This window comes from Prevotella bivia DSM 20514, assembly GCF_000262545.1.
GTDB classification, from domain to species: Bacteria; Bacteroidota; Bacteroidia; order Bacteroidales; family Bacteroidaceae; genus Prevotella; species Prevotella bivia.
Genome location: NZ_JH660660.1, coordinates 926,431 through 946,052, shown reverse-complemented (window position 1 = coordinate 946,052; position 19,622 = coordinate 926,431). Strand labels below are relative to the sequence as shown.

Below are 19,622 nucleotides of genomic sequence, written 5' to 3'. Positions count from 1 at the left end.
TCTTTTCTTATATTTACAGCTTTTAAGCCTATCCTAAGTTGATAATACAAGCCTCACCTTTCTTTATCTTATTACCAGGTGCTAAGCTTTGTTGAATAACTTTTCCACGCCCTATTATCTTCACCTTCAAGCCACGCTGCTCAAGAAGATAAACAGCATCACGCGCTCCCATGCCATGAACATCAGGAACAATCTTGTTATTCGAATAGTTGCGCTTCTGAATAACAAGAGAGTTGTTCGTATCGGTTACACTTCCCCATATAGGATTTCCAAAGGGATAAGCTCCCGCCCAACCATTTTTAGCATTATAACCTAGTGCATTTAACACGTAGTCGGCAGCAAGGATATTGCCCGTCTTAGCAGAAGGAATGAGAATAGACGACTGATTGCGTGCATCGGTAACACTAAGTTTCAAGTCTTGTGCCATGATACCTTCAGCGATATGATGGAAAACCACACCACTCATACCACCACCTGAAGCAGGTAAGCCTGTCTTTTGAATACATACAATACAACTGTATTTGGGCTTATCAGCAGGGAAGAAACCAGCAAAGCTTAACAAGTAATTTACTCCACCAGCCTTATACCCAAGCGCACCTTTAGACATCTGTGCTGTGCCTGTCTTGCCTGCTACAGCAAACTTATCTGAACCAGCCTTCTTACCAAGCCCTTCCGATACTACTTCGGTTAATATTCGGCGTATCTGCGTGATAGTAGTTTCCTTGGCAATCTGCTTCTTTAATACCTCTGGTGGATAGTCGGCGATTACTTCACCGTTCTTTATAATTTGCTTCACAAAGCGTGGTCGCATCATCTTTCCATTATTTGCAATGGCATTATAAAAGGCGAGTGTAGAGATAGGTGGAACCTGAGTTTCATAGCCAATACTCATCCATGGCAGTGCAGTAGCACTCCAATTATCATATTGCCCACGCTTATTCTTATGCGGCATACGGATCTTTGCTGGAGAATAACCGATAATAGGAAGATTAAGATCGGTAGCTAACCCAAGATCGTAAATACCTTGAACAAACTGCTCTGGATTATTATGATAATGTAAATCTATAATACGGCTCACACCTACGTTGGAGCTATATTTCAATGTCCAAGGAAGCATCAAATCGCCATAACCACCTTTTCGCCAGTTATGATCTTTCATATCTCTACCATACATATTCCAAACACCTGCACCCGTAGCTATCGTATAAGTAGTATCTACTAAGCCATCATCGAGAACTGTCATAATAGAAGCTGTTTTAAACACCGACCCTGGTTCTAGCAAATCGCTTACAGCATGGTTCTTAATCTCACGATATTCACCATCATCACACTTATCCATATTCACGATAGCTTTCACATCGCCAGTAGCAACTTCCATTACAATAGCAACGCCTACGTTACCATTGATCTCACGAAGCTCGTCAATGAGTGCACGTTCAGCCAAATCTTGCATACCAACATCGATGGTTGTAACAATATCGGCACCATCAATTGGTGCTGTATCTGTAATATTAAGAAACTTATTTCTTACCTTTCTACGATGAATAATACCGTTGGTTCCGCGCAAAATAGAGTCGAAAGATAATTCCAAACCACAACGTGCAGAATCTTTTGCTCCAAACATATCACCAATAGTACGCTGTGCTAATGAGCCAAACGGGCGTCTACGCGCATTAAACTCTTCCCAGTGAAAACCACTTTTAAACTTAGAAAGGTGGAAAATAGGTAGGTTTTGCACATCTTTAAATGTATTATAGGCGATACGAGCATCCCATATAGCCCAATGACGACTCTTCTTATGAAAACCTTCTAACAAGTGTTGTTTAAAGGCTTGAGCCGATTTCTCTGGGAAAATTTCGTTTAATCCCTTACTAATAAAGTTGATGCTATCCACGAAAGCAGTATCATTGCCTGCTTCTTTCAAGGCATCAAAGTCCATATATATTTTAAATTCAGGCAACGAACTAGCCATTAATTCGCCATCAGTACTAAGAATATTCCCTCTAATAGGTTTTATCTTAACGCTATCTTTCTTTTGTAATGCGGCTACTTGCATCCAATAATCCCTCTTTACCGTCATAGTATTAGCAGCTTTTATCATAATGAGAAAAGCAAAAAATACTATACCTACAGTGGTTAAGAAGTACCACTTAATGCTTTCTTTGTTATTAAACTTGTTCATCTTAGCCTCTTATTCTGGAACGTTGACGATATATGGTGGTCGATCTGATATTTTTAACACACTATCTTTTTTATTTTTGAGAAGCTCTAGGATATGGCTTTCTCGTGTTTTCTCCGTAAGCTGACTACTACTAGAGAGAGCTCTATACTTAGCATCTTCAAGCTCCGTATTAAGCTTATCTATCTCAATCAGGTATTTTTGGGCATTATATCGATTGGTGATGTAGATAATCACGAAGAATACTATAAGGAGAATTAAGCCTATATTATTACGGAGTACTTGGGCTGAAAGAATGTCCCCACCAATGATCTTACTAAAAGTGAAGTTGGAAGATTGAGGTTTCTCACCTTCTTGAGCCTGATCAAGCAGTGCTTTCTCTATCCTATCTATTTTCTCCTCTACGTTTATTTGCTCTTCTTTCTCTACACTATCAGAGACTTCTTCACCCTTTTGATATTTTACCTCCTTATCTTGAGCTTTTAAATCGTTTCCTAATTCCTTTGCCGTTGCATTGAGAAGCTCACCTCTAACAGGACTAGCTTCCTTCTTCTTGGTAGCTTGTCCTTCTTCCATAGGTAGGGCGGTTCCCTCTATTATTTCTTCTTTATTGTTTTCGCTCTTCATCTTTCTTTTCTGCGATTCTTAGTTTTGCACTACGGCTTCGTGGATTTTTTTCTAATTCCTCTTCTGTAGCAACGATCACTTTATTGTTCACTAGCTTGAAAGGAGTTTCTATTCTACCAAAGAAATCTTGTGTTACTTTTCCTTCTGCATTACCAGCTTTCATAAAGTTCTTTACTATTCTATCTTCTAGCGAATGGTAAGTTATCACCGATAGACGCCCTCCGGGAGATAAAAGTTCTGTTGCCGAAGCTAGCATTTCTTTCAAAGCCTCCATTTCATGGTTTACTTCTATGCGTAATGCTTGAAAGAGTTTTGCCATATCCTTCTTCTCTCTGGCACGTATAAAGAGCGGTTCAACGATCTTTAGAAAGTCTGTTGTAGTCTTAATCGTTTGGTTTGTTCTAGCTTTTACAATAGCAGAAGCGATGCGTCTTGATTGTTTTAATTCGCCATAGAGATAAAACAAGTTGGCTAAGTCGTCTTCTTCGTATTCGTTGAGAATATTAGAAGCCGTTTTATGAGCATTCTTATTCATACGCATATCTAGCGGAGCTTCTTCAAAACGGAAAGAGAAACCACGAGTTTCATCGTCGAAGTGATGACTACTTACGCCAAGATCTGCCAGCAAACCATCAATTTTCTCTACTCCATAGTAACGCATCCAGTTCTTTAAATACCTAAAGTTTGAGCGTACAAAAGTAAATTTATCATTCAGCTCTTTACTTTTTTCAGTGAGGTGGTTTAGGTTTTGTTCTGCATCTAAATCCTGATCAAAGCTATAAAGATGACATCCAACTGGCAAACGCGACAATATTTCACCACTGTGTCCACCACCTCCAAAGGTAACATCTACATAGATGCCGCCCGTATGAATATTCAATCCTTCAATACTTTCGTTTAAAAGCACTGGGATATGGTAGCTTTCAGCTTTCTTTATCATTGTCGTTGTATTATGCTAGTTGTAGCGTTAATTCTTTATATTTTAATCGTTGGAGGTAGTGTCTTTACCTTCCATAATACTTTCTAGGGCTTTTCCAAGTTCCTCAAACGGCATAAACTGCTCGGTAGTGTTAGGTTTCGACCATATTTCGATGCTATCATCCATACCTATAAAGCTAATTTCTTGATCAATATTAGCAAGTTTCAAATAACGTTTGGGTATAAGAAAACGCCCATTACCATCTAACGTAATCATTTCTACATCAGAAACATATTGCCGATAAATCATCTGATCACGCTTATTCCATCTACTCAACTTACTCCTTAACGCATCCAATCGTTCGTTCCAAACCGATTGTGGATAAAGCACAAGACACGACTCAAAAATATCTTTTCGGAGAATAAGTGCCTCTTCGCCAGATGCGCTAAGCACCTTACGGAATATTGATGGAAGAAACGCTCTACCTTTCACATCAATCTTTGCTTCTATATTACCCAGAAATCTCATGCGATTAAAGTAAAACTTAGAATAAACCTAAATAGACCCCAAAGTTACGCAATTTCCACCACACTTCTCCACTTTGCTCCACGATATTTTATATAATAAGGAGATTTTTCTAAATTTAACGGTATTAAGTAGCTATCTACAAACAGATAAAGGTAATTGGTTTTCTATATAGAATATTATCTTTTATCAATATTTCTACCCATAGTATCGTATTATCCAAAAATATTTAGCTATTTTTGCATATGGTTTTGGGAAATCGAGAATATGGCAGCAAATATTCAAAAGACAATTGATATCGAGAACATTCTTAAAAGCAAGATGGGGGCTAAGGCTAAATATATTCCTCGTTTTGCTGTAAATTGGTTAAAGAAAACCATCCACGAAGATCAAGTTAATAAGTTTCTTTGGGAGTCAAGACATCTGTCTGGAACAGAATGGCTTGAAGAATGTGTAAAATATCTCGATATGACGCTCGAAATAGAGGGTTTAGAGAATTTACCTGACAAAAATGATGGCAAGCTTTATACTTTCGTATCCAACCATCCATTAGGTGGTCAAGACGGAGTAGCACTTGGAGCAATCATCGGACATCATTATGATGGTCAGTTTCGCTATTTAGTAAACGATCTTTTGCTAAATCTACCAGGATTAAAACCAGTAAGTATTGGTATCAATAAGACAGGCAAACAAAGTCGCGACTTCCCAAGAATGGTAGAGGCTGGTTTCCAAAGCAACAATCACATGCTCATGTTTCCAGCAGGATTGAATAGCCGAAAGATAAACGGAACGATCCATGATCTTCCTTGGAAGAAAACTTTTATTACTAAAAGTGTGGAATATCAGCGTGATATTGTACCTATTTTCTTTGGTGGAAGAAACTCAGAAAAATTCTACCGCATAGCCCACTTTAGTGATAAATATATAAAGAAAGTGAATTTAGCCATGCTGTTTCTTGTTGATGAAATGTATAAAAACGTAGGAAAAACTTTTAGAGTAGCCATAGGAAAACCTATCCCTTGGCAAACCTTCGACCATAGCAAAACATCGATGGAATGGGCAAAATATGTAGAAGACAGGGTCTACGAGTTATAAAATTATTAGTATTGCCAATACAACAACCGAACAGAAACTTTAGCACACCAATTTATGGAAGAAGAAATAATTCAGCCAATTGACAAGGCTCTTCTAAAAAGCGAACTAACATCAGATAAACTACTTCGCACGACTAACAAAAGCCACAACGAAGTATATGTTGTTACTGCAAAAAACTCACCCAACACAATGCGTGAGATTGGGCGTTTGCGCGAAGAAGCTTTTAGAACAGCTGGTGGAGGAACAGGCAAGTCTGTTGATATTGATGAGTTTGACACAATGGAGAATTGTTGCAAACAACTCATCGTATGGAATCCTGAAGCTGAAGAGATTATTGGTGGATACCGTTATATATTTGGGGAAGACTGGAAGCTAGACGAAAAAGGACAGCCCATACTTGCTACTAGCCACATGTTCCATTTCTCAGAGAAGTTTATCAAGGAATATGCTCCTTACACTGTAGAACTGGGGCGTTCTTTCGTCTCTTTGGCATATCAGAATGTGAGAAATAACCATAAAAGTATCTTTGCACTTGACAATTTGTGGGATGGGCTAGGGGCCCTTACTGTTCTTAACCCTAACTGCAAGTATTTCTTCGGCAAGGTAACTATGTATCCTTCCTATATCCGTCGTGGCAGAGATCTTATCCTTTACTTCCTAAAAAAGTATTTTAATGATAAAGAAGACCTTATTCTTCCTATTAAGCCATTAAAGATTGACACCCCAGAAACCGAACTTGAGGCTTTCTTTACAGGCAAGAACTTTAAGGAAGACTATCGACTTTTGAACACTGAAATTCGCAAATTGGGCTATAATATTCCACCATTGGTAAATGCTTACATGAACCTTTCACCTACAATGAAGCTCTTTGGCACAGCCATTAACTATGGTTTTGGCGATGTAGAAGAAACGGGTATCCTCATCGCTATGGACGAAATTTTCGAGGAAAAACGCATCCGTCACATTGAAAGTTATGCCAATGAACACCCCGAAGCACTAGCCTTTACGAGTGGAGCAAATAACCTTATTTACAAAGTGGACTAAAGAAAAAAGCTAGGATAGCAACGCTTAATAAGCGTTTGTTATACTAACAGGTATATAAAAATAGAGCATGCCATTACTGACATGCTCTATTTTTTTATTGCACTAAATCATTATCATCGTTATTTTTTCCTTCTGCTTTGAGGATTAAGCGAAGGCTTTGTTTATAGTTGATATAGCCCCACAGCCAGTTCAAAAGAATGAAAGTTTTATTCTTTACACCAAGGATAGAACGCAAATGGACTACCAACCAAAGGAACCATGCAAGGAAACCACTAAACTTACTCTTACCAATTTCAGCCACGGCACGATTTCGTCCGATAGTTGCCATTGTACCAAGGTTCTTGTATTTAAACATTTTTGGAGCCTCTCCCTTTGCCTCTGCCACAAGATTATTTGCTACACACTTAGCTTGCTGGATAGCCACTTGAGCCAACTGTGGGTGCCCTCCGGGATACTCTGCATCGCCTTCAATGATATTAATATCTCCAATAGCATAAATATCGTCTACACCTTTCACCTTACAGAAGCGATCGGTCTTGATACGACCAGCACGACCATAACAGTCTTGAGGTAGTCCCGGCATACTGGTAGCACGAACACCACTCACCCAAATTACCGTCTCCGCTGGAATATCTAATCCCTTATCGGTCTTTAACACTCCATTTTCATAACTCAAAGCCATATAGGGCTGGCGTACATGAACAAAGAGTTCTTTCAAGCCTTCTAATGCTTTCTTCGAAGAATACTCATCCATTGTAGAGAGCAAACGATCGGCAGCATTCACCAAATAAATGTGCATACGATTGTTTGCAGCAAGGTGTGGATAGTCGCGTGCTATGACGTTTCTCTTCATCTCTGCCACTGCTCCTGCTATTTCTACACCTGCAGGACCACCACCCACGATAACAACATTCATCAAAGCTTGCTTCTTTTCAGGATCGGTCTCTATCTCGGCTTTCTCTAAATTGTGCAAAATGGTATTACGCAGATACATTGCCTCGGAAACAGTCTTCATAGGAAGACAGTTTTTCTCTATTTCCTTATTACCAAAATAGTTAGTAGTAGCTCCAGCAGCAAGCACTAAATAATCATATTGTATATCCCCAATAGAGGTAACTACATTCTTCTTCTCTGGTTCAATTTGCTCTACTGTTGCCATACGGAAGAAGAAGTTTTTCTTCTCTTGGAACAAACGGCGAAAAGGGAAGGATATGCTACTAGGTTCAAGACCTGCCGATGCCACTTGGTATATTAATGGAGGAAAATAATTATAATTATTTTTATCTATCAAAGTAACTTGGAAGTGGGTTTTTACTAAGCGTGTAGCTAGCTCCAATCCACCAAGTCCACCACCAACAATCACTACTCTCTTCTTTCCATTGTTAGAAACATCTTCTTTCATCTTATTATACCTCTTAAATATAAAAATATACTTTCTTAAAAATACAGAAGGGAGACCACGAATAATCTCCCTCTCCTTATGATCTTTACATTTTATTTCTTTTTGGGACGACGACGTGCCCAGCCTTCTTCAGAGAAGTCAGGTTCCTCCCCCTTTAACTTGGTGGTACCACCACTCATAAGCCCTTTCCAATCGTCTTTTTTGAATTTCCTTTGGCTAAAATCTTCTTCATGACGACGACCACCACGCTGATGTGAGCCACGACCGCGACGCTCTCCGCCTTCCGAACGGCGACCTCTGCCACCTTCTTCGGCATCGTTACAACGCACTTCCCTACCCTTATAGTTGGCACCATTCAATGCGTCCATTACTCTTTGAGCATCTCGCTCAGGTACCTCAATATAGCTTTGCTTCTTCAATAAGTCGATATGTCCTACAGCCTGACGACCATGTACATTCTTATTGATAAACTGCATTACCTCACCAGGATAGAAACCATCGTCTTTACCAAGATTGATAAACAAACGTTTGAAACCAGCTTCCGCCTTACGAGAACCACGACTGCGATCGCTTCTTTCACCACCTCGACCACCACGACTATCGTTTCTACCTCCACGACGGTCGGCTCTACCGTTCTGTGTTGTAGGTTTCTCTATCTCGGGTGCATTCTTATAATAATCCAAGAAACGACCAAAGGTTACGGTAACGATCTTCTTGATTAAGTCTTCCTTATCAATATATTCAAACTGTCGTTTAATATCCTTAACGTAAGGGGCTATCTGCTCTTCATCAACATCGGTCTTTAAGATGTCGTCCATAGACTTAAACAATTGCTTCTTGCATATTTCTTCCGCTGAAGGCAATGTGCCATCGATAAACTCTTTACTAATAACACGCTCTATATTGCGTACCTTATACTTCTCACGGCTGTGGATAATAGAGATAGAAGTACCCTTTTTTCCCGCACGACCTGTACGACCCGAACGGTGGGTATAGTTCTCAATATCGTCGGGCAAACCATAGTTGATAACGTGGGTTAGCTCGGTAACATCAAGTCCACGAGCTGCCACATCGGTAGCTACAAGAATTTGTGTAAGATGTGAACGGAACTTCTGCATCGTCAAATCGCGCTGTTGTTGCGACAAATCGCCATGCAAAGCCTCTGCGTTATAACCGTCTTTGATGAGCTTATCGGCTACTTCTTGTGTCTCCAGCTTGGTGCGACAGAAGATAATAGCATAGATCTTTGGATAAAAATCTACTAGTCGTTTCAAAGCTAGGTACTTGTCTTTCGCATTTACCATATAATAAATATGGTTTACATTTTCAGCACCTTCGTTACGACTTCCCACAACAATCTCTTTGTAATCGTGTAGATAGCCCTTAGCGACACGCTCCACCTCTCTGCTCATAGTAGCAGAGAAAAGCAGGGTGTTTCTATCCTCTGGCACACCGCTCAAGATCTCTGTAATGCTCTCTTGGAAACCCATATTAAGCATTTCGTCAGCCTCATCAAGCACCATATTACGCACGTTTTCTAGCTTTGCCTTACCTCGGTGCATCAAGTCGATGAGTCGACCAGGAGTAGCCACAATGATCTGAACACCACGCTTCAACTCCTTGATCTGAGTTTCAATAGATGTTCCACCATAAACGGCTGCAATGTGTAGATGTGGAATGTACTTACCAAAGTCTTTCAAGTCGTCTGCAATTTGCAAACACAACTCGCGCGTAGGACTCAAAACAATGGCTTGTGTTTCTTTTGTAGTCGTATCAATACGCTGTAAAAGTGGCAAACCAAAGGCAGCAGTCTTACCTGTACCCGTTTGCGCTAGCGCAATAACATCGTTACGATTACCTAATAAATAAGGGATTACCTCTTCCTGTACTGGCATAGGATGTTCAAATCCCTGCTCTTCAATGGCTTTGCGAATCTCTTCGCATACACCTAACTCTTCAAAAGTCTTCAAATTCGTTTGTTTTTATTATTATCCTAAAATGAAAAAGGAAACTAACCACCAAACGAACCCGCATAACAATTGAAACCTAGTTGGCTATTAATCACTAATATAGGAAGCTCTTGAGCTTTATGCGTATATTAGTACCCACACGAAAGTTTTTAAACACTTTTAGTGCCAACTTTGCCTTATTAGGTGGTACGTCCCTTTTCAGCATGCAAAGGTACGCTTATTGATCGAAAAAAACGAATAAAACTAATTATAAATCAAAGAATTATCGCTATTTAAATCGTACCGTAGCATCAACCAACAAGTGCAAAATTATAAAACGTATTTGAATGCAAGTTCCAAAAACGCCTACCTTTCCATTGGCAACCACCATGGTCGCTGTCTGGAGAGGCAGGCGTTATGTTCTTTGTCTGATGCGCAGTGAACTTTCTGTCATCAGACTTCAGCCGTCAGGCCTTTGATTTAGTGAATATCCTTGAATGCATCGAAAACTGGATTCGGTGTATCGCTGCTCGATGGATCCCATACTGGACGAATGGCTTTGGCTTGTCCGCAGGCATTGCCCGAGTAGTTCCACTCGGTAGGACCGAAGAAGAAGTCCATTGACAGCCCTGAGGTTTGTGCGGTAGAACTCATGTACTGCCCGTATGCTCCAGCGGTGTATGTCATGTCCCTATAACCTATTGTAGTACCACCTATGCCAGCAACTCGCAATCCTGTGATAGGCAAGAAAAGTCCCTTGTTGGCACGTACCAATGCTGTCACATTACTGTATTTATACAAAGCATTGACGCGTGTGGGGAAGGTCTTCTTGCGAGTTCCGCCAGTTTTGGTGTAGAAGAAAGCACCATATATGCGCAGACCATGGTTAGAGTAGCAGTAAGCAGGTATCACGTTGGCATCGTTGTAGAGCTTCTGTAACTCATCGCCCTTCGGCATGCGATACTTTTGATTGTCATGCATGGTATAATACCAAACGATATCACCATATTTAACCTTAGGTCCATACGGTATCTCGTCTTTCTTCAAAGGACCAGCTTCTGCATAAAACTTCTTAGCGATGTCGATACTACCTTGCTTGAAATGACCAGCTGTTGCGTTGGTAGGGTCGTGGATGTCACCAAATCTGAACAAGTCGAGGTCTTCGGGTGTGGAAACAGGGCTAGATGTAAACTGTGAGGTTGTCCATTGTCCAGGTTTGGTGCCCTGAATGTAGTGTTGCGATATCCACCATTGTGTGGGTGCAATGCCCCAATAGTCTTTGCCCGAACCAAGCTTACCATAGTGGATAAAGTTACCTGTCGCCCATTTCACGCCCTGCACGTCAACGTATGGATTAGCCACAACCTGCTCCATATTGATCACATCGGTGCGGTACACTTTGTCGGCCTTTAAGTTGACTTTATATTCTCGTGCATAACATTTGTCGCCCACAAAGGCTGTAATCAGCACTCTTGCGAAAGAGCCTGGCAGTATGGCAGCGTAAATGTACTTACCTCCGGCAGAGGTGAACTTGCCATTATTGGCTGGCTTCAGTACAATGTTGTTGTTCTCGTCGTTAGTATTGTCTGCAATGAACTGACCCGTACCAAGGTCGAACACGTCGAGTGACTTCACACCAGTGATATAAACCGAGTCGATGCTGTTCAGAACACCAGCGTCCTTGCTGGCAAATCGAAGACCCCAAATCGCAATCTGTCGTTGCATTTTGGCCCCTCTAACCTTTACGTCAGTACCGTTGACAGCGGAAGGTTTGGCTTTCGCCCATTGATAGTCGAACTTCTCACCGATGGTTTTGGCCGTACCGTCCTGCTCAGTGAGGTTCAGCTCTACTGTTTGCTTAATCGTTGGCTGTCTTTCGTAGTAAACCAAATCCTTAGGAGCTGTCTTTCCATCGCCAATGAACCTCATAGTCGAGTTAATAGTGGCACCCTTGCCTGCCGATGCAGCCCCAGGATAGAAGAAACAAATTTCATCATTGGTGGTGATGGTGTTGACGGCTTTGAACGTACCATCGAATAGGCTTCCTTTTCCTTCCGTAGCGCTCTGCAGCAAGCTGTACTGTTTTTCTTTACTACTGTTATTGTCCTTCAGACAATAGGCTATCATTTTGTCGTTCTGCAGCCAAGCCGAGTGAATAAGGTTGGATGCATCTTCCGTCAAAGCACGTGTGCCTTTTCCGTCAGGTGCGGCATCCACATCTGCCACGATGCGATATGTATGCACGTTGGTTGCAGGGTCTGTTGATTGTTGGTTTATGTCATCATCTTGACATGCTGTACAAACAGACAGTGCTACGATTGCGCAGCCGACTGCCGTAAACCATTTCTTTTTTGTATTCATTGTATTTGTTTTTTCAAAGTTTGTTACTTGGTGTGGTTATTATCACATCTTATTCTTCTACGCGAGGCGATTCAGCCCTGGCACCAGATGGTGTAAACGGATTTGGAGTTTCGACATTACTACCTGTTGGGTCACCCCCTTCTTTGGGGTCAGTGGTCGTTGTGCTAACCTCGAGCAAGCGGTTCTCCACTTTCATGGAGATGACATTAATACTTGGACTTTGATACTCTTTTTTCATGTTTCCTATCTTTTAATGTTTTTATGTATTTATAAAACTCTTTATATATAGAACCTGCGAAGGTATGATTTTAGGATATTGATGTGGGGAAACGGGCATGCGCAAACAGAAGAGGCACTTTGCGGCATACCTTTTCTAAGTGGATGTGACGCAACGCTTCACGCACGCGTACATGAACGAAAATAAGAGGTAATAGACGGTCGGTACGTCTAATGTGTGTGTGTGTGTGTGTGTGTGTGTGTGTGTGTGTGTGTGTGTGTGTGTTAGCAAATTATTTGAATGTACCAAATAATCCACGTTAAAAGTGTCGAAGAAAGATGAATTTCTTCGAGCAGCACAACATCCTTGCGCTTTGTTGCCAAGCCGTTGTGGGTGGGTTATAGTTACTAATTTGCTCATTTTCCGACAGTTATATTTAGGTGCAAAGGTACGTAGATTTTTGATAACTCACAAGAAAAAGGATGAAAACTTCAGAGGAGCATCAAATCAAGTGGCACCTTTAAACACAAAAGGTTATCGCTAATCATTAAAAACAGAATGTACCCTGCCCCAACTATGGAGTAAGTAACAAATAAATAGACATAAAGAAAAAAGAGAACTACCGAAGTAATTCTCTTTCTTGCGCTCCAGGATGGGCTTGAACCAACGACCCCCTGATTAACAGTCAGGTGCTCTAACCAACTGAGCTACTGAAGCAGTGTGCTTGTTTCTTTTAAGCGGTTGCAAAGGTAAGGACTTTTCTCTTTCCCACCAAACATTTTCGTGAAAAAATATGCTTTTGGTGTATTTTTTTCTAAAATAAGGGGCAAAGGGGAAGGTTTCACAATATATATATGTACTTTTGTTGGTATCATTAGGACATATCATACGAAACCAAAATAAGACGATGAAGAAAATATTTATATCACTTTCGCTATGCCTTTTAACAATGATCCCCTCGGCATTAGCGCAAAACACAACCGACAAGGATCACAACTTTAAGGTGGCAAAGAATATGGAAACATTTTCTGCCATTTACAAATACCTCGACATGATGTATGTAGATACGCTTAATGCCGATGATGTTGTAGGTGGGAGTATCAACTATATGTTGCGCTCTTTAGATCCATACACCGTATATTACCCTGCTGAAGATGTAAAGGATCTCGACTTGCTCATTACGGGTAAATATGCTGGTATTGGTGCCTTGATACGCTACGACATGGTTTTAAAGCGTGTTACCATTGACGAACCCTACGAGAAGCAACCTGCTGCTGAGGCTGGACTAAAGAAGGGCGATATTCTGTTGGCTATCGACAACATTGATATTACGAACAAAGATACCAAGTTTGTTAGCCAACATCTTCGTGGCGACGCTGGCACAAGCTTTATCTTAAAGGTACTTCGCCCTACTACGAATAAGATGATGAAGCTAAAAATTACCCGCAGAGCCATCCAAATGCCTGCAGTGCCTTACTATGGTTTGCAGGAAAATGGTATTGGCTATTTAAGCTTAAACCAGTTTACAACCGATTGTTCAAAGGATGTTCGCCGTGCGTTCATCGAAATGAAAACCCAAGGAATGCAAAAGCTTGTACTCGACTTGCGCAATAACGGTGGAGGAAGTTTGCAGGAAGCGGTAAATATTGTCAATATGTTTGTACCCAAGGGCGTAACGCTCGTGAAGACCAAAGGCAGACTAGAGCGTGCTAACAGAGACTACAAAACCACTATGGAACCTATCGACACGGTGATGCCTATAGTGGTATTGGTAAATGGCGAGACGGCAAGTTCGAGCGAAATAACCAGCGGTAGTTTGCAAGATCTTGATCGCGCTGTCGTCTTAGGCACACGCACCTACGGCAAGGGACTTGTTCAGGTGCCTATAGACTTGCCTTATAATGGAAGTTTAAAGCTCACCACAGCCAAGTATTATATTCCAAGTGGCAGATGTATTCAGGCAATAAACTATAAGCATAACAAGGGAGGATACATAGAACATGTACCCGACTCGCTTACAAAGGAGTTTCATACGTTGGGTGGACGCATCGTAAGAGACGGTGGTGGCATTAAGCCTGACATTGAAGTGAAACCCGACTCACTACCTAATATAGCTTTCTACCTAGCATCGGCAGGACAAGATTCTACCGAGGTAATGCATAATTGGGAAATGAAATATATTAAAAATCACCCTACGATTGGTGCAGCCAAGACGTTTAGTATTACCGATGCCGACTATGACGACTTTAAGCAGACGGTAATAAATAGTGGGTTTAAGTACGACCGTGAGAGCAAGAAATACCTAGACCAGCTAGAGAAGTTGGCAAAGTTTGAGGGTTATTACGATGATGCTAAGCCAGAATTTGAAGCTTTAGAAAAGAAATTAAAGCATAACTTAGCGAAGGATCTTGAGTTTAATCGCAAGACCTTAAAGCAGGTATTAAGTGCCGATCTCGTGCGAGTTTACTATTATCAGCGTGGTGGAATAGAAAATTCTCTGCAATGGGACAAGCAGTGGCAAGCAGCTATAAAGCTTCTTTTAAACGAGGACGAATATAATAAGGTGTTAGCACCTACTATAGCGAAGCAGACCACAGAAAGCCACAAGTAAGTATCCTTTTACAAGTTTTGCAATAGCTCAAAGATATTACGAAAAGGGGTAATTACTGAATATAGCTTGAGATAAAATTTCTCGAAAAATTATTTACACATTATCAATATTTTTTACAAAAAAAATGAGTGTACCCACTTGTCGGGTACACCCACATTATTCTATATGCTTATTTTATTTTAGCATTTATGCTATAAACTATGCTTCCTTGTCGTACTCCTGATGGAAGTTGATAATGGTTTCAATGCCCTTCTTCCAAAGATCTATTGGCATATTCTCGTTAGGAGAGTGAATAGCATTAGACTCTAAACCGAAGCCCATCAACAAACTCTTTGCGCCCAACAAGTTTTCAAAAGTAGAGATGATAGGAATACTGCCACCGATACGCACAGGCAAAGGACGCTTGCCAAAGACGGTTTCAAAGGCACGTTCTGCTGCCATGTAAGCAGGGAAGTCGATAGGACAAACATAGCCATAACCACCGTGAAGCAACTTAATATCCACCTTAACGGTCTTTGGAGCCACCCGATTAAAGTAGTCGATCACTAACTGACCTATCTTCTTGTAGTCCTGATGAGGTACTAGGCGAGTAGAGATTTTAGCATAAACCTTAGAAGGGATAACCGTCTTAGCACCTTCACCCATGTAACCTCCCCAAATACCACAAACATCGAACGATGGGCGATAACCTGTGCGCTCAATAGTGCTATAGCCTTCCTCACCAAACACCTCGTCAATGTTCATTGATTTTTTATACTTTTCTATATCAAAAGGAATAGAAGCCACAAGGTCGCGTTCTTCCTTAGAAGCTTCTTCTACATCATCGTAGAAGCCAGGGAAACGTATCTTACCGTCAGGACCAGTAACATCTCCTATCAACTTACAAAGCACGTTAGCAGGGTTAGCCACAGCACCACCAAAAGTACCAGAGTGTAAGTCGTGATCGGCACCAGTAACCTCTATCTGCCAATAAGCTAAACCGCGCAATCCCGTAGTGATAGAAGGTGTATCAGGAGCAATAACGGTAGTATCTGAAACAAGTATCACATCGCACTTGAGCAAGTCCTTATGCGCTTCGATGAAAGCGGGCAAACTGCCCGAACCTATTTCTTCTTCACCTTCAAAGATAAACTTCATATTATGCTTCAACAAGCCGTTTTTATTAAGGTATTCAAAAGCTTTCGCTTGAATAAACGACTGCCCTTTATCATCATCAGCACCACGCGCCCAGATATAACCATCCTTAACAACAGGCTCGAAAGGCTGCGTTCTCCATAGCTCTAGTGGCTCGGCTGGCATTACATCATAATGACCATACACAAGAATGGTTCTAGCCTTGGGGTCTACCATCTTTTCAGCATATACCATAGGATTACCCTTAGAAGGCATTACCTCTGCTTTGTCTACACCCGCAGCAAGCAATAGCTCCTTCCAACGATTGGCACAGCGCACCATATCCTCCTTATGTTCAGGTTGAGCACTTACACTAGGAATACGAATAAGGCTAAATAGCTCCTCGAGCATTCTGCCTTCGTTCTCATCGACATATTTCTTTATCATCTGCTTTAGATTTTAAGTTAGTAAATTTCTTAACAATGAATGAAAATATAATATTTTATTGTCTCCACGCTTATTGCACAAAGATAGTACAAACAAGTGGAATATAAAATAAATGTCGGCATTTATTTTATATTCCGAGCGAAAACATAGCTCATACAGCGCATACTGATAAACAAACGGAAATGATAAAACAAAAAAGAGAGAGACCTGCCATCACTGGTAAGTCTCCCCCCACTTTTACTCTATTTAATTTATTTTTATAACCTACTGCTTTACAAAAGAGTATTGTCCTGTAATATCGTTGAAGAATACTTTGTAAGTACCTGCCTTATATGGAATATTGTTACCACCACCTGATCCATAAGGGAATGTTGCACCACCCCAATTAGAACTCCAACTGTCGTCTACAGCAAACTTAGCACCTTCACCTTTATTTGCATTAGCTTTGAAAGTAACTGTTGCTGACCAATCATGATTTTTAAGCTTAATCTCAGCACCATTATTGTTTACTGACTTATTGAGAGGATCCATCTTGGTAGATTGAGTTGGTGTCCAAGAACTATAAGTACCAGGCATATACATGTGTTCAAATTCCTTAACAGAACTTGCACCCTTATATTTCTCAATAGTAAGCTTATCGTTCTTTGTATCCAAAGTAACTGTATAATAACCGTCTTCTGGAACTTTGATATTACCACCATCCTTTTTAACGAATGTGCCAAATGGTTTTCCCTTAGACTGTCCCCACTGTCCTTCACTCCAGTTTTCTGCATTCTCTCTAAGCTTGAACTCTAAGTCTTTATAGATGTAGCCTGTCCATGAGATAATACCTAGACCTGTCCTCTTATCATAAACCTGATCACCCATAGGCAACAATGGAACGACATCAGTTTGCCATTTGCCTTCGCCAAAGTTAGATCCTACCAAATACCATATCTTAACAGGAGCATCGACAAGCGCTACATAATAAGGCTTAACTGTTAATTCTAACGTGTTTGAGAAAACAGAGTCACCATTAAGTAATGCGTATGCGCGAGTATATACCTTTTGAGTAGCAGGAACACTAGATGCAGTGTAGCGTTGCAATTGCTGTAAAACTTTTGCTACATCAGCTACTGCTAATGTTGTAGAAAGGCTTGCTGTTGCCTTTCCTACATTTGCATAATTAGCAGGAACAGGGTTCGTATCCTCTACTTTGGAAGCTATACGATCCCATTTATCTGTTGTAGACATCTGAATGCCATACTCTATAGCTGCAGGGAAACCATAGTCGGCAGCATCCCAAGAGAATTTCATTCCGTCCTTAACCTCTTTGAGATCAACGGTTGTTTTAGCAAACTCAGGGGTTTGTAAAGCAAATGTGCTAGGCTTTTTATATGTAGGATTATCAACCAAATCCTTATCACACGCAGAGAATATTAATAATCCTGCAAAAAGCAATAAATTTAATATTGATTTCATATTGATATTGTTTATGCGATTAATAACCTTCATTTTGAATTAAGTTTTCCTTGTTTTGGTTCAATTCGCTTGTAGGAATAGCAAACAAATTGAGGTGTTTATCTATGTTACGACCTTCCTTAACGCCACCTTTCCAATCCCAGTTATAATTTACATTATCACCAGCATAGCGATTGAAACGTATCAGTGTGGTACGGCGCAAACCTTCAAAGTAGAACTCACGACTCCATTCATCACAGATTTCATCTAGCGTAAATTCATTTTTAGTTTTTGCATTTGCACGATCACGAAGAGCGTTAATAGCAGCGGCAGCATCACCTGTTGCAGTATTTCCATTCAAACGAGCCTGTGCTTCTGCAAATATCAAGTAAGCCTCAGCCGAACGCATTAAGAAGAAGTCGGTGTCAGGGAATTGTGAACTATGACCTTTGCTACCATCTGTCTTGAAGTTATTAAACTTACAAACAGCATAACCATTTGTAAAAGTACCTACAGCTGCCGTGTTATCGCCATTCTCTAGCTTACGACCTACAGCATCAAAGATTGCACGATCATCCTTTGCTTTCTCAGGCATTTCAGCAGCACTTACTTCAGGAGCGTCATTATTAGGGAAGAACTTTTGAACAAGTTGCTTACGCATACGGTTACCACTCCATTTCTCTGTTACACCGAGAGCAGCTTCGTTCTTGCTCTTCAAATGTGCATTACCATCGCTCGTACTTGCCATAAGGAAGAGAGTTGTTGCCCATGAAGTAGTTGTCAAACCATCTTGCAACAATGGGAATACAGCTTCTACAGAAGCACCATTTTCACCATTATCACCCATAAAGAGTTGTTGGTAAGCGCTCCATTGCCCTTTCTTATTTTCCTTTCCATAAAGCTTATAATCCGATTTCATTACCATATTAGCATACTCAGCAGCTTTAGCCCATTCTGCTTTACCGGTATAAACTTCAGCATTTAAATAAAGTCGAGCTAACAACAACCAAGCAGCAGCTTTATCTACACGACCATAGCCAGCTTCACCTGACTTCTTAGGCTTAGCCTCGCTAAGATTAGGTAAAACTTCTTTAGCTAGTTCGTCAACCAACCACTTATAAAGATCGGCACGCTTAATACGCTTTGGCTTTTGCTTATCAAGCTCTGTAGAGAAAGGAACATTACCCCAACCATCCAAAAGATAATAATACTCTAAAGCGCGGATAAAACGCACTTCGGCTGTCATTGTCTTATCATGAGCTGCATATTCGTGCAAATAATTATTACAAAAACTTATACCTGTTGTAAGGCGATAATACAAACCTCTCAACATTGGGTGGGAAGCATCATAGGTATTGAAGTTGTAGTTATTTACACCTTCATCACCACCCCAAGCACAGATAGCTTCATCAGTAGTAAGCTCTTGTGAATTGAATAACTGGCGTACAAAACCACTAGTACCACCATCTATACCATCAACATCAGAGTCGCCACTAGCACCACCATTGCCTGTCATTGCCAATGTTGCATAAACCTTATTGAAGGCAGAATTTGGCGAAACCTCTTCTGTGATATGCACGTTAGGATCAATAGGCTTAACATCTAAGTCGCCAACGCAGCTTGATAATCCCATAGATAATGCAATTACTGCTGCTGAATATATATATTTATAATTAATTTTCATCTTCGTATA

At 40.7% G+C, this 19,622-nt stretch carries 14 protein-coding genes and 1 tRNA gene; 3 read left to right on the top strand and 12 right to left on the bottom strand.

Annotation, left to right across the window (positions count from 1 at the left end):
- Positions 1 to 28: 28 nt before the first annotated feature.
- The 4 genes from PREBIDRAFT_RS06285 to mraZ all read right to left on the bottom strand — a co-directional run bounded on the left by PREBIDRAFT_RS06285 (position 29) and on the right by mraZ (position 4,253).
- Positions 29 to 2,101, bottom strand: coding sequence for a penicillin-binding protein (locus PREBIDRAFT_RS06285; protein WP_394330219.1), 2,073 nt, complete (start codon positions 2,099 to 2,101; stop codon positions 29 to 31).
- Positions 2,102 to 2,191: 90 nt separating this feature from the next.
- A complete protein-coding gene (locus PREBIDRAFT_RS06280; RefSeq protein WP_004336848.1) occupies positions 2,192 to 2,806 on the bottom strand; it encodes an FtsL-like putative cell division protein in 615 nt (204 codons plus the stop codon).
- Positions 2,787 to 3,746 (bottom strand): 16S rRNA (cytosine(1402)-N(4))-methyltransferase RsmH, encoded by a 960-nt coding sequence (gene rsmH / locus PREBIDRAFT_RS06275; RefSeq protein WP_004336849.1) that lies wholly within the window; start codon positions 3,744 to 3,746, stop codon positions 2,787 to 2,789. Before rsmH ends, PREBIDRAFT_RS06280 begins: the two co-directional genes overlap by 20 nt.
- Before the next feature lie 42 nt (positions 3,747 to 3,788).
- Complete coding sequence (gene mraZ / locus PREBIDRAFT_RS06270; RefSeq protein WP_004336851.1) at positions 3,789 to 4,253, bottom strand: division/cell wall cluster transcriptional repressor MraZ; 465 nt, start codon at positions 4,251 to 4,253, stop codon at positions 3,789 to 3,791.
- Between the two features lie 264 nt (positions 4,254 to 4,517).
- Here mraZ and PREBIDRAFT_RS06265 point away from each other — a divergent pair, with 264 nt between their 5' ends.
- Positions 4,518 to 5,345, top strand: coding sequence for a glycerol acyltransferase (locus PREBIDRAFT_RS06265; protein ID WP_036862823.1), 828 nt, complete (start codon positions 4,518 to 4,520; stop codon positions 5,343 to 5,345).
- A 54-nt stretch (positions 5,346 to 5,399) separates the two neighbouring features.
- The gene (locus PREBIDRAFT_RS06260) at positions 5,400 to 6,389 is read left to right on the top strand and encodes a GNAT family N-acetyltransferase (RefSeq protein ID WP_004336853.1); all 990 of its coding nucleotides are present in this window, start codon (positions 5,400 to 5,402) and stop codon (positions 6,387 to 6,389) included.
- Positions 6,390 to 6,483: 94 nt separating this feature from the next.
- Here PREBIDRAFT_RS06260 and PREBIDRAFT_RS06255 read toward each other — a convergent pair whose 3' ends face one another.
- The 5 genes from PREBIDRAFT_RS06255 to PREBIDRAFT_RS06235 form a co-directional block, all read right to left on the bottom strand.
- On the bottom strand, positions 6,484 to 7,791 hold the full coding sequence (locus PREBIDRAFT_RS06255) for an NAD(P)/FAD-dependent oxidoreductase (protein WP_004336854.1): 1,308 nt from the start codon (positions 7,789 to 7,791) through the stop codon (positions 6,484 to 6,486).
- Between the two features lie 92 nt (positions 7,792 to 7,883).
- Entirely contained in the window at positions 7,884 to 9,761 is a 1,878-nt protein-coding gene (locus PREBIDRAFT_RS06250) for a DEAD/DEAH box helicase (protein ID WP_004336855.1), read from the bottom strand.
- Positions 9,762 to 10,220: 459 nt separating this feature from the next.
- Complete coding sequence (locus tag PREBIDRAFT_RS06245; RefSeq protein WP_004336857.1) at positions 10,221 to 12,101, bottom strand: hypothetical protein; 1,881 nt, start codon at positions 12,099 to 12,101, stop codon at positions 10,221 to 10,223.
- Between the two features lie 49 nt (positions 12,102 to 12,150).
- Positions 12,151 to 12,297 carry an aminotransferase gene (locus PREBIDRAFT_RS06240; RefSeq protein ID WP_238295899.1) on the bottom strand — a complete coding sequence of 49 codons (147 nt, stop codon included), beginning with the start codon at positions 12,295 to 12,297 and terminating at the stop codon, positions 12,151 to 12,153.
- Positions 12,298 to 12,961: 664 nt separating this feature from the next.
- Positions 12,962 to 13,035: transfer RNA gene (locus PREBIDRAFT_RS06235), tRNA-Asn, on the bottom strand.
- A 190-nt stretch (positions 13,036 to 13,225) separates the two neighbouring features.
- On the opposite strand from PREBIDRAFT_RS06235, the gene PREBIDRAFT_RS06230 reads away from it, so the two are divergent.
- A complete protein-coding gene (locus PREBIDRAFT_RS06230; protein WP_004336373.1) occupies positions 13,226 to 14,929 on the top strand; it encodes a S41 family peptidase in 1,704 nt (567 codons plus the stop codon).
- A gap of 198 nt (positions 14,930 to 15,127) precedes the next feature.
- On the opposite strand, the gene PREBIDRAFT_RS06225 is transcribed toward PREBIDRAFT_RS06230, so the two are convergent.
- The 3 genes from PREBIDRAFT_RS06225 to PREBIDRAFT_RS06215 form a co-directional block, all read right to left on the bottom strand.
- Positions 15,128 to 16,489, bottom strand: coding sequence for a dipeptidase (locus tag PREBIDRAFT_RS06225; protein WP_004336372.1), 1,362 nt, complete (start codon positions 16,487 to 16,489; stop codon positions 15,128 to 15,130).
- Positions 16,490 to 16,753: 264 nt separating this feature from the next.
- Positions 16,754 to 17,950, bottom strand: a complete 1,197-nt coding sequence (locus tag PREBIDRAFT_RS06220; RefSeq protein ID WP_036875647.1) for a SusF/SusE family outer membrane protein — start codon at positions 17,948 to 17,950, stop codon at positions 16,754 to 16,756.
- 19 nt (positions 17,951 to 17,969) lie between these two features.
- A complete protein-coding gene (locus PREBIDRAFT_RS06215; RefSeq protein ID WP_004336368.1) occupies positions 17,970 to 19,613 on the bottom strand; it encodes a RagB/SusD family nutrient uptake outer membrane protein in 1,644 nt (547 codons plus the stop codon).
- Between the last annotated feature and the right edge of the window lie 9 nt (positions 19,614 to 19,622).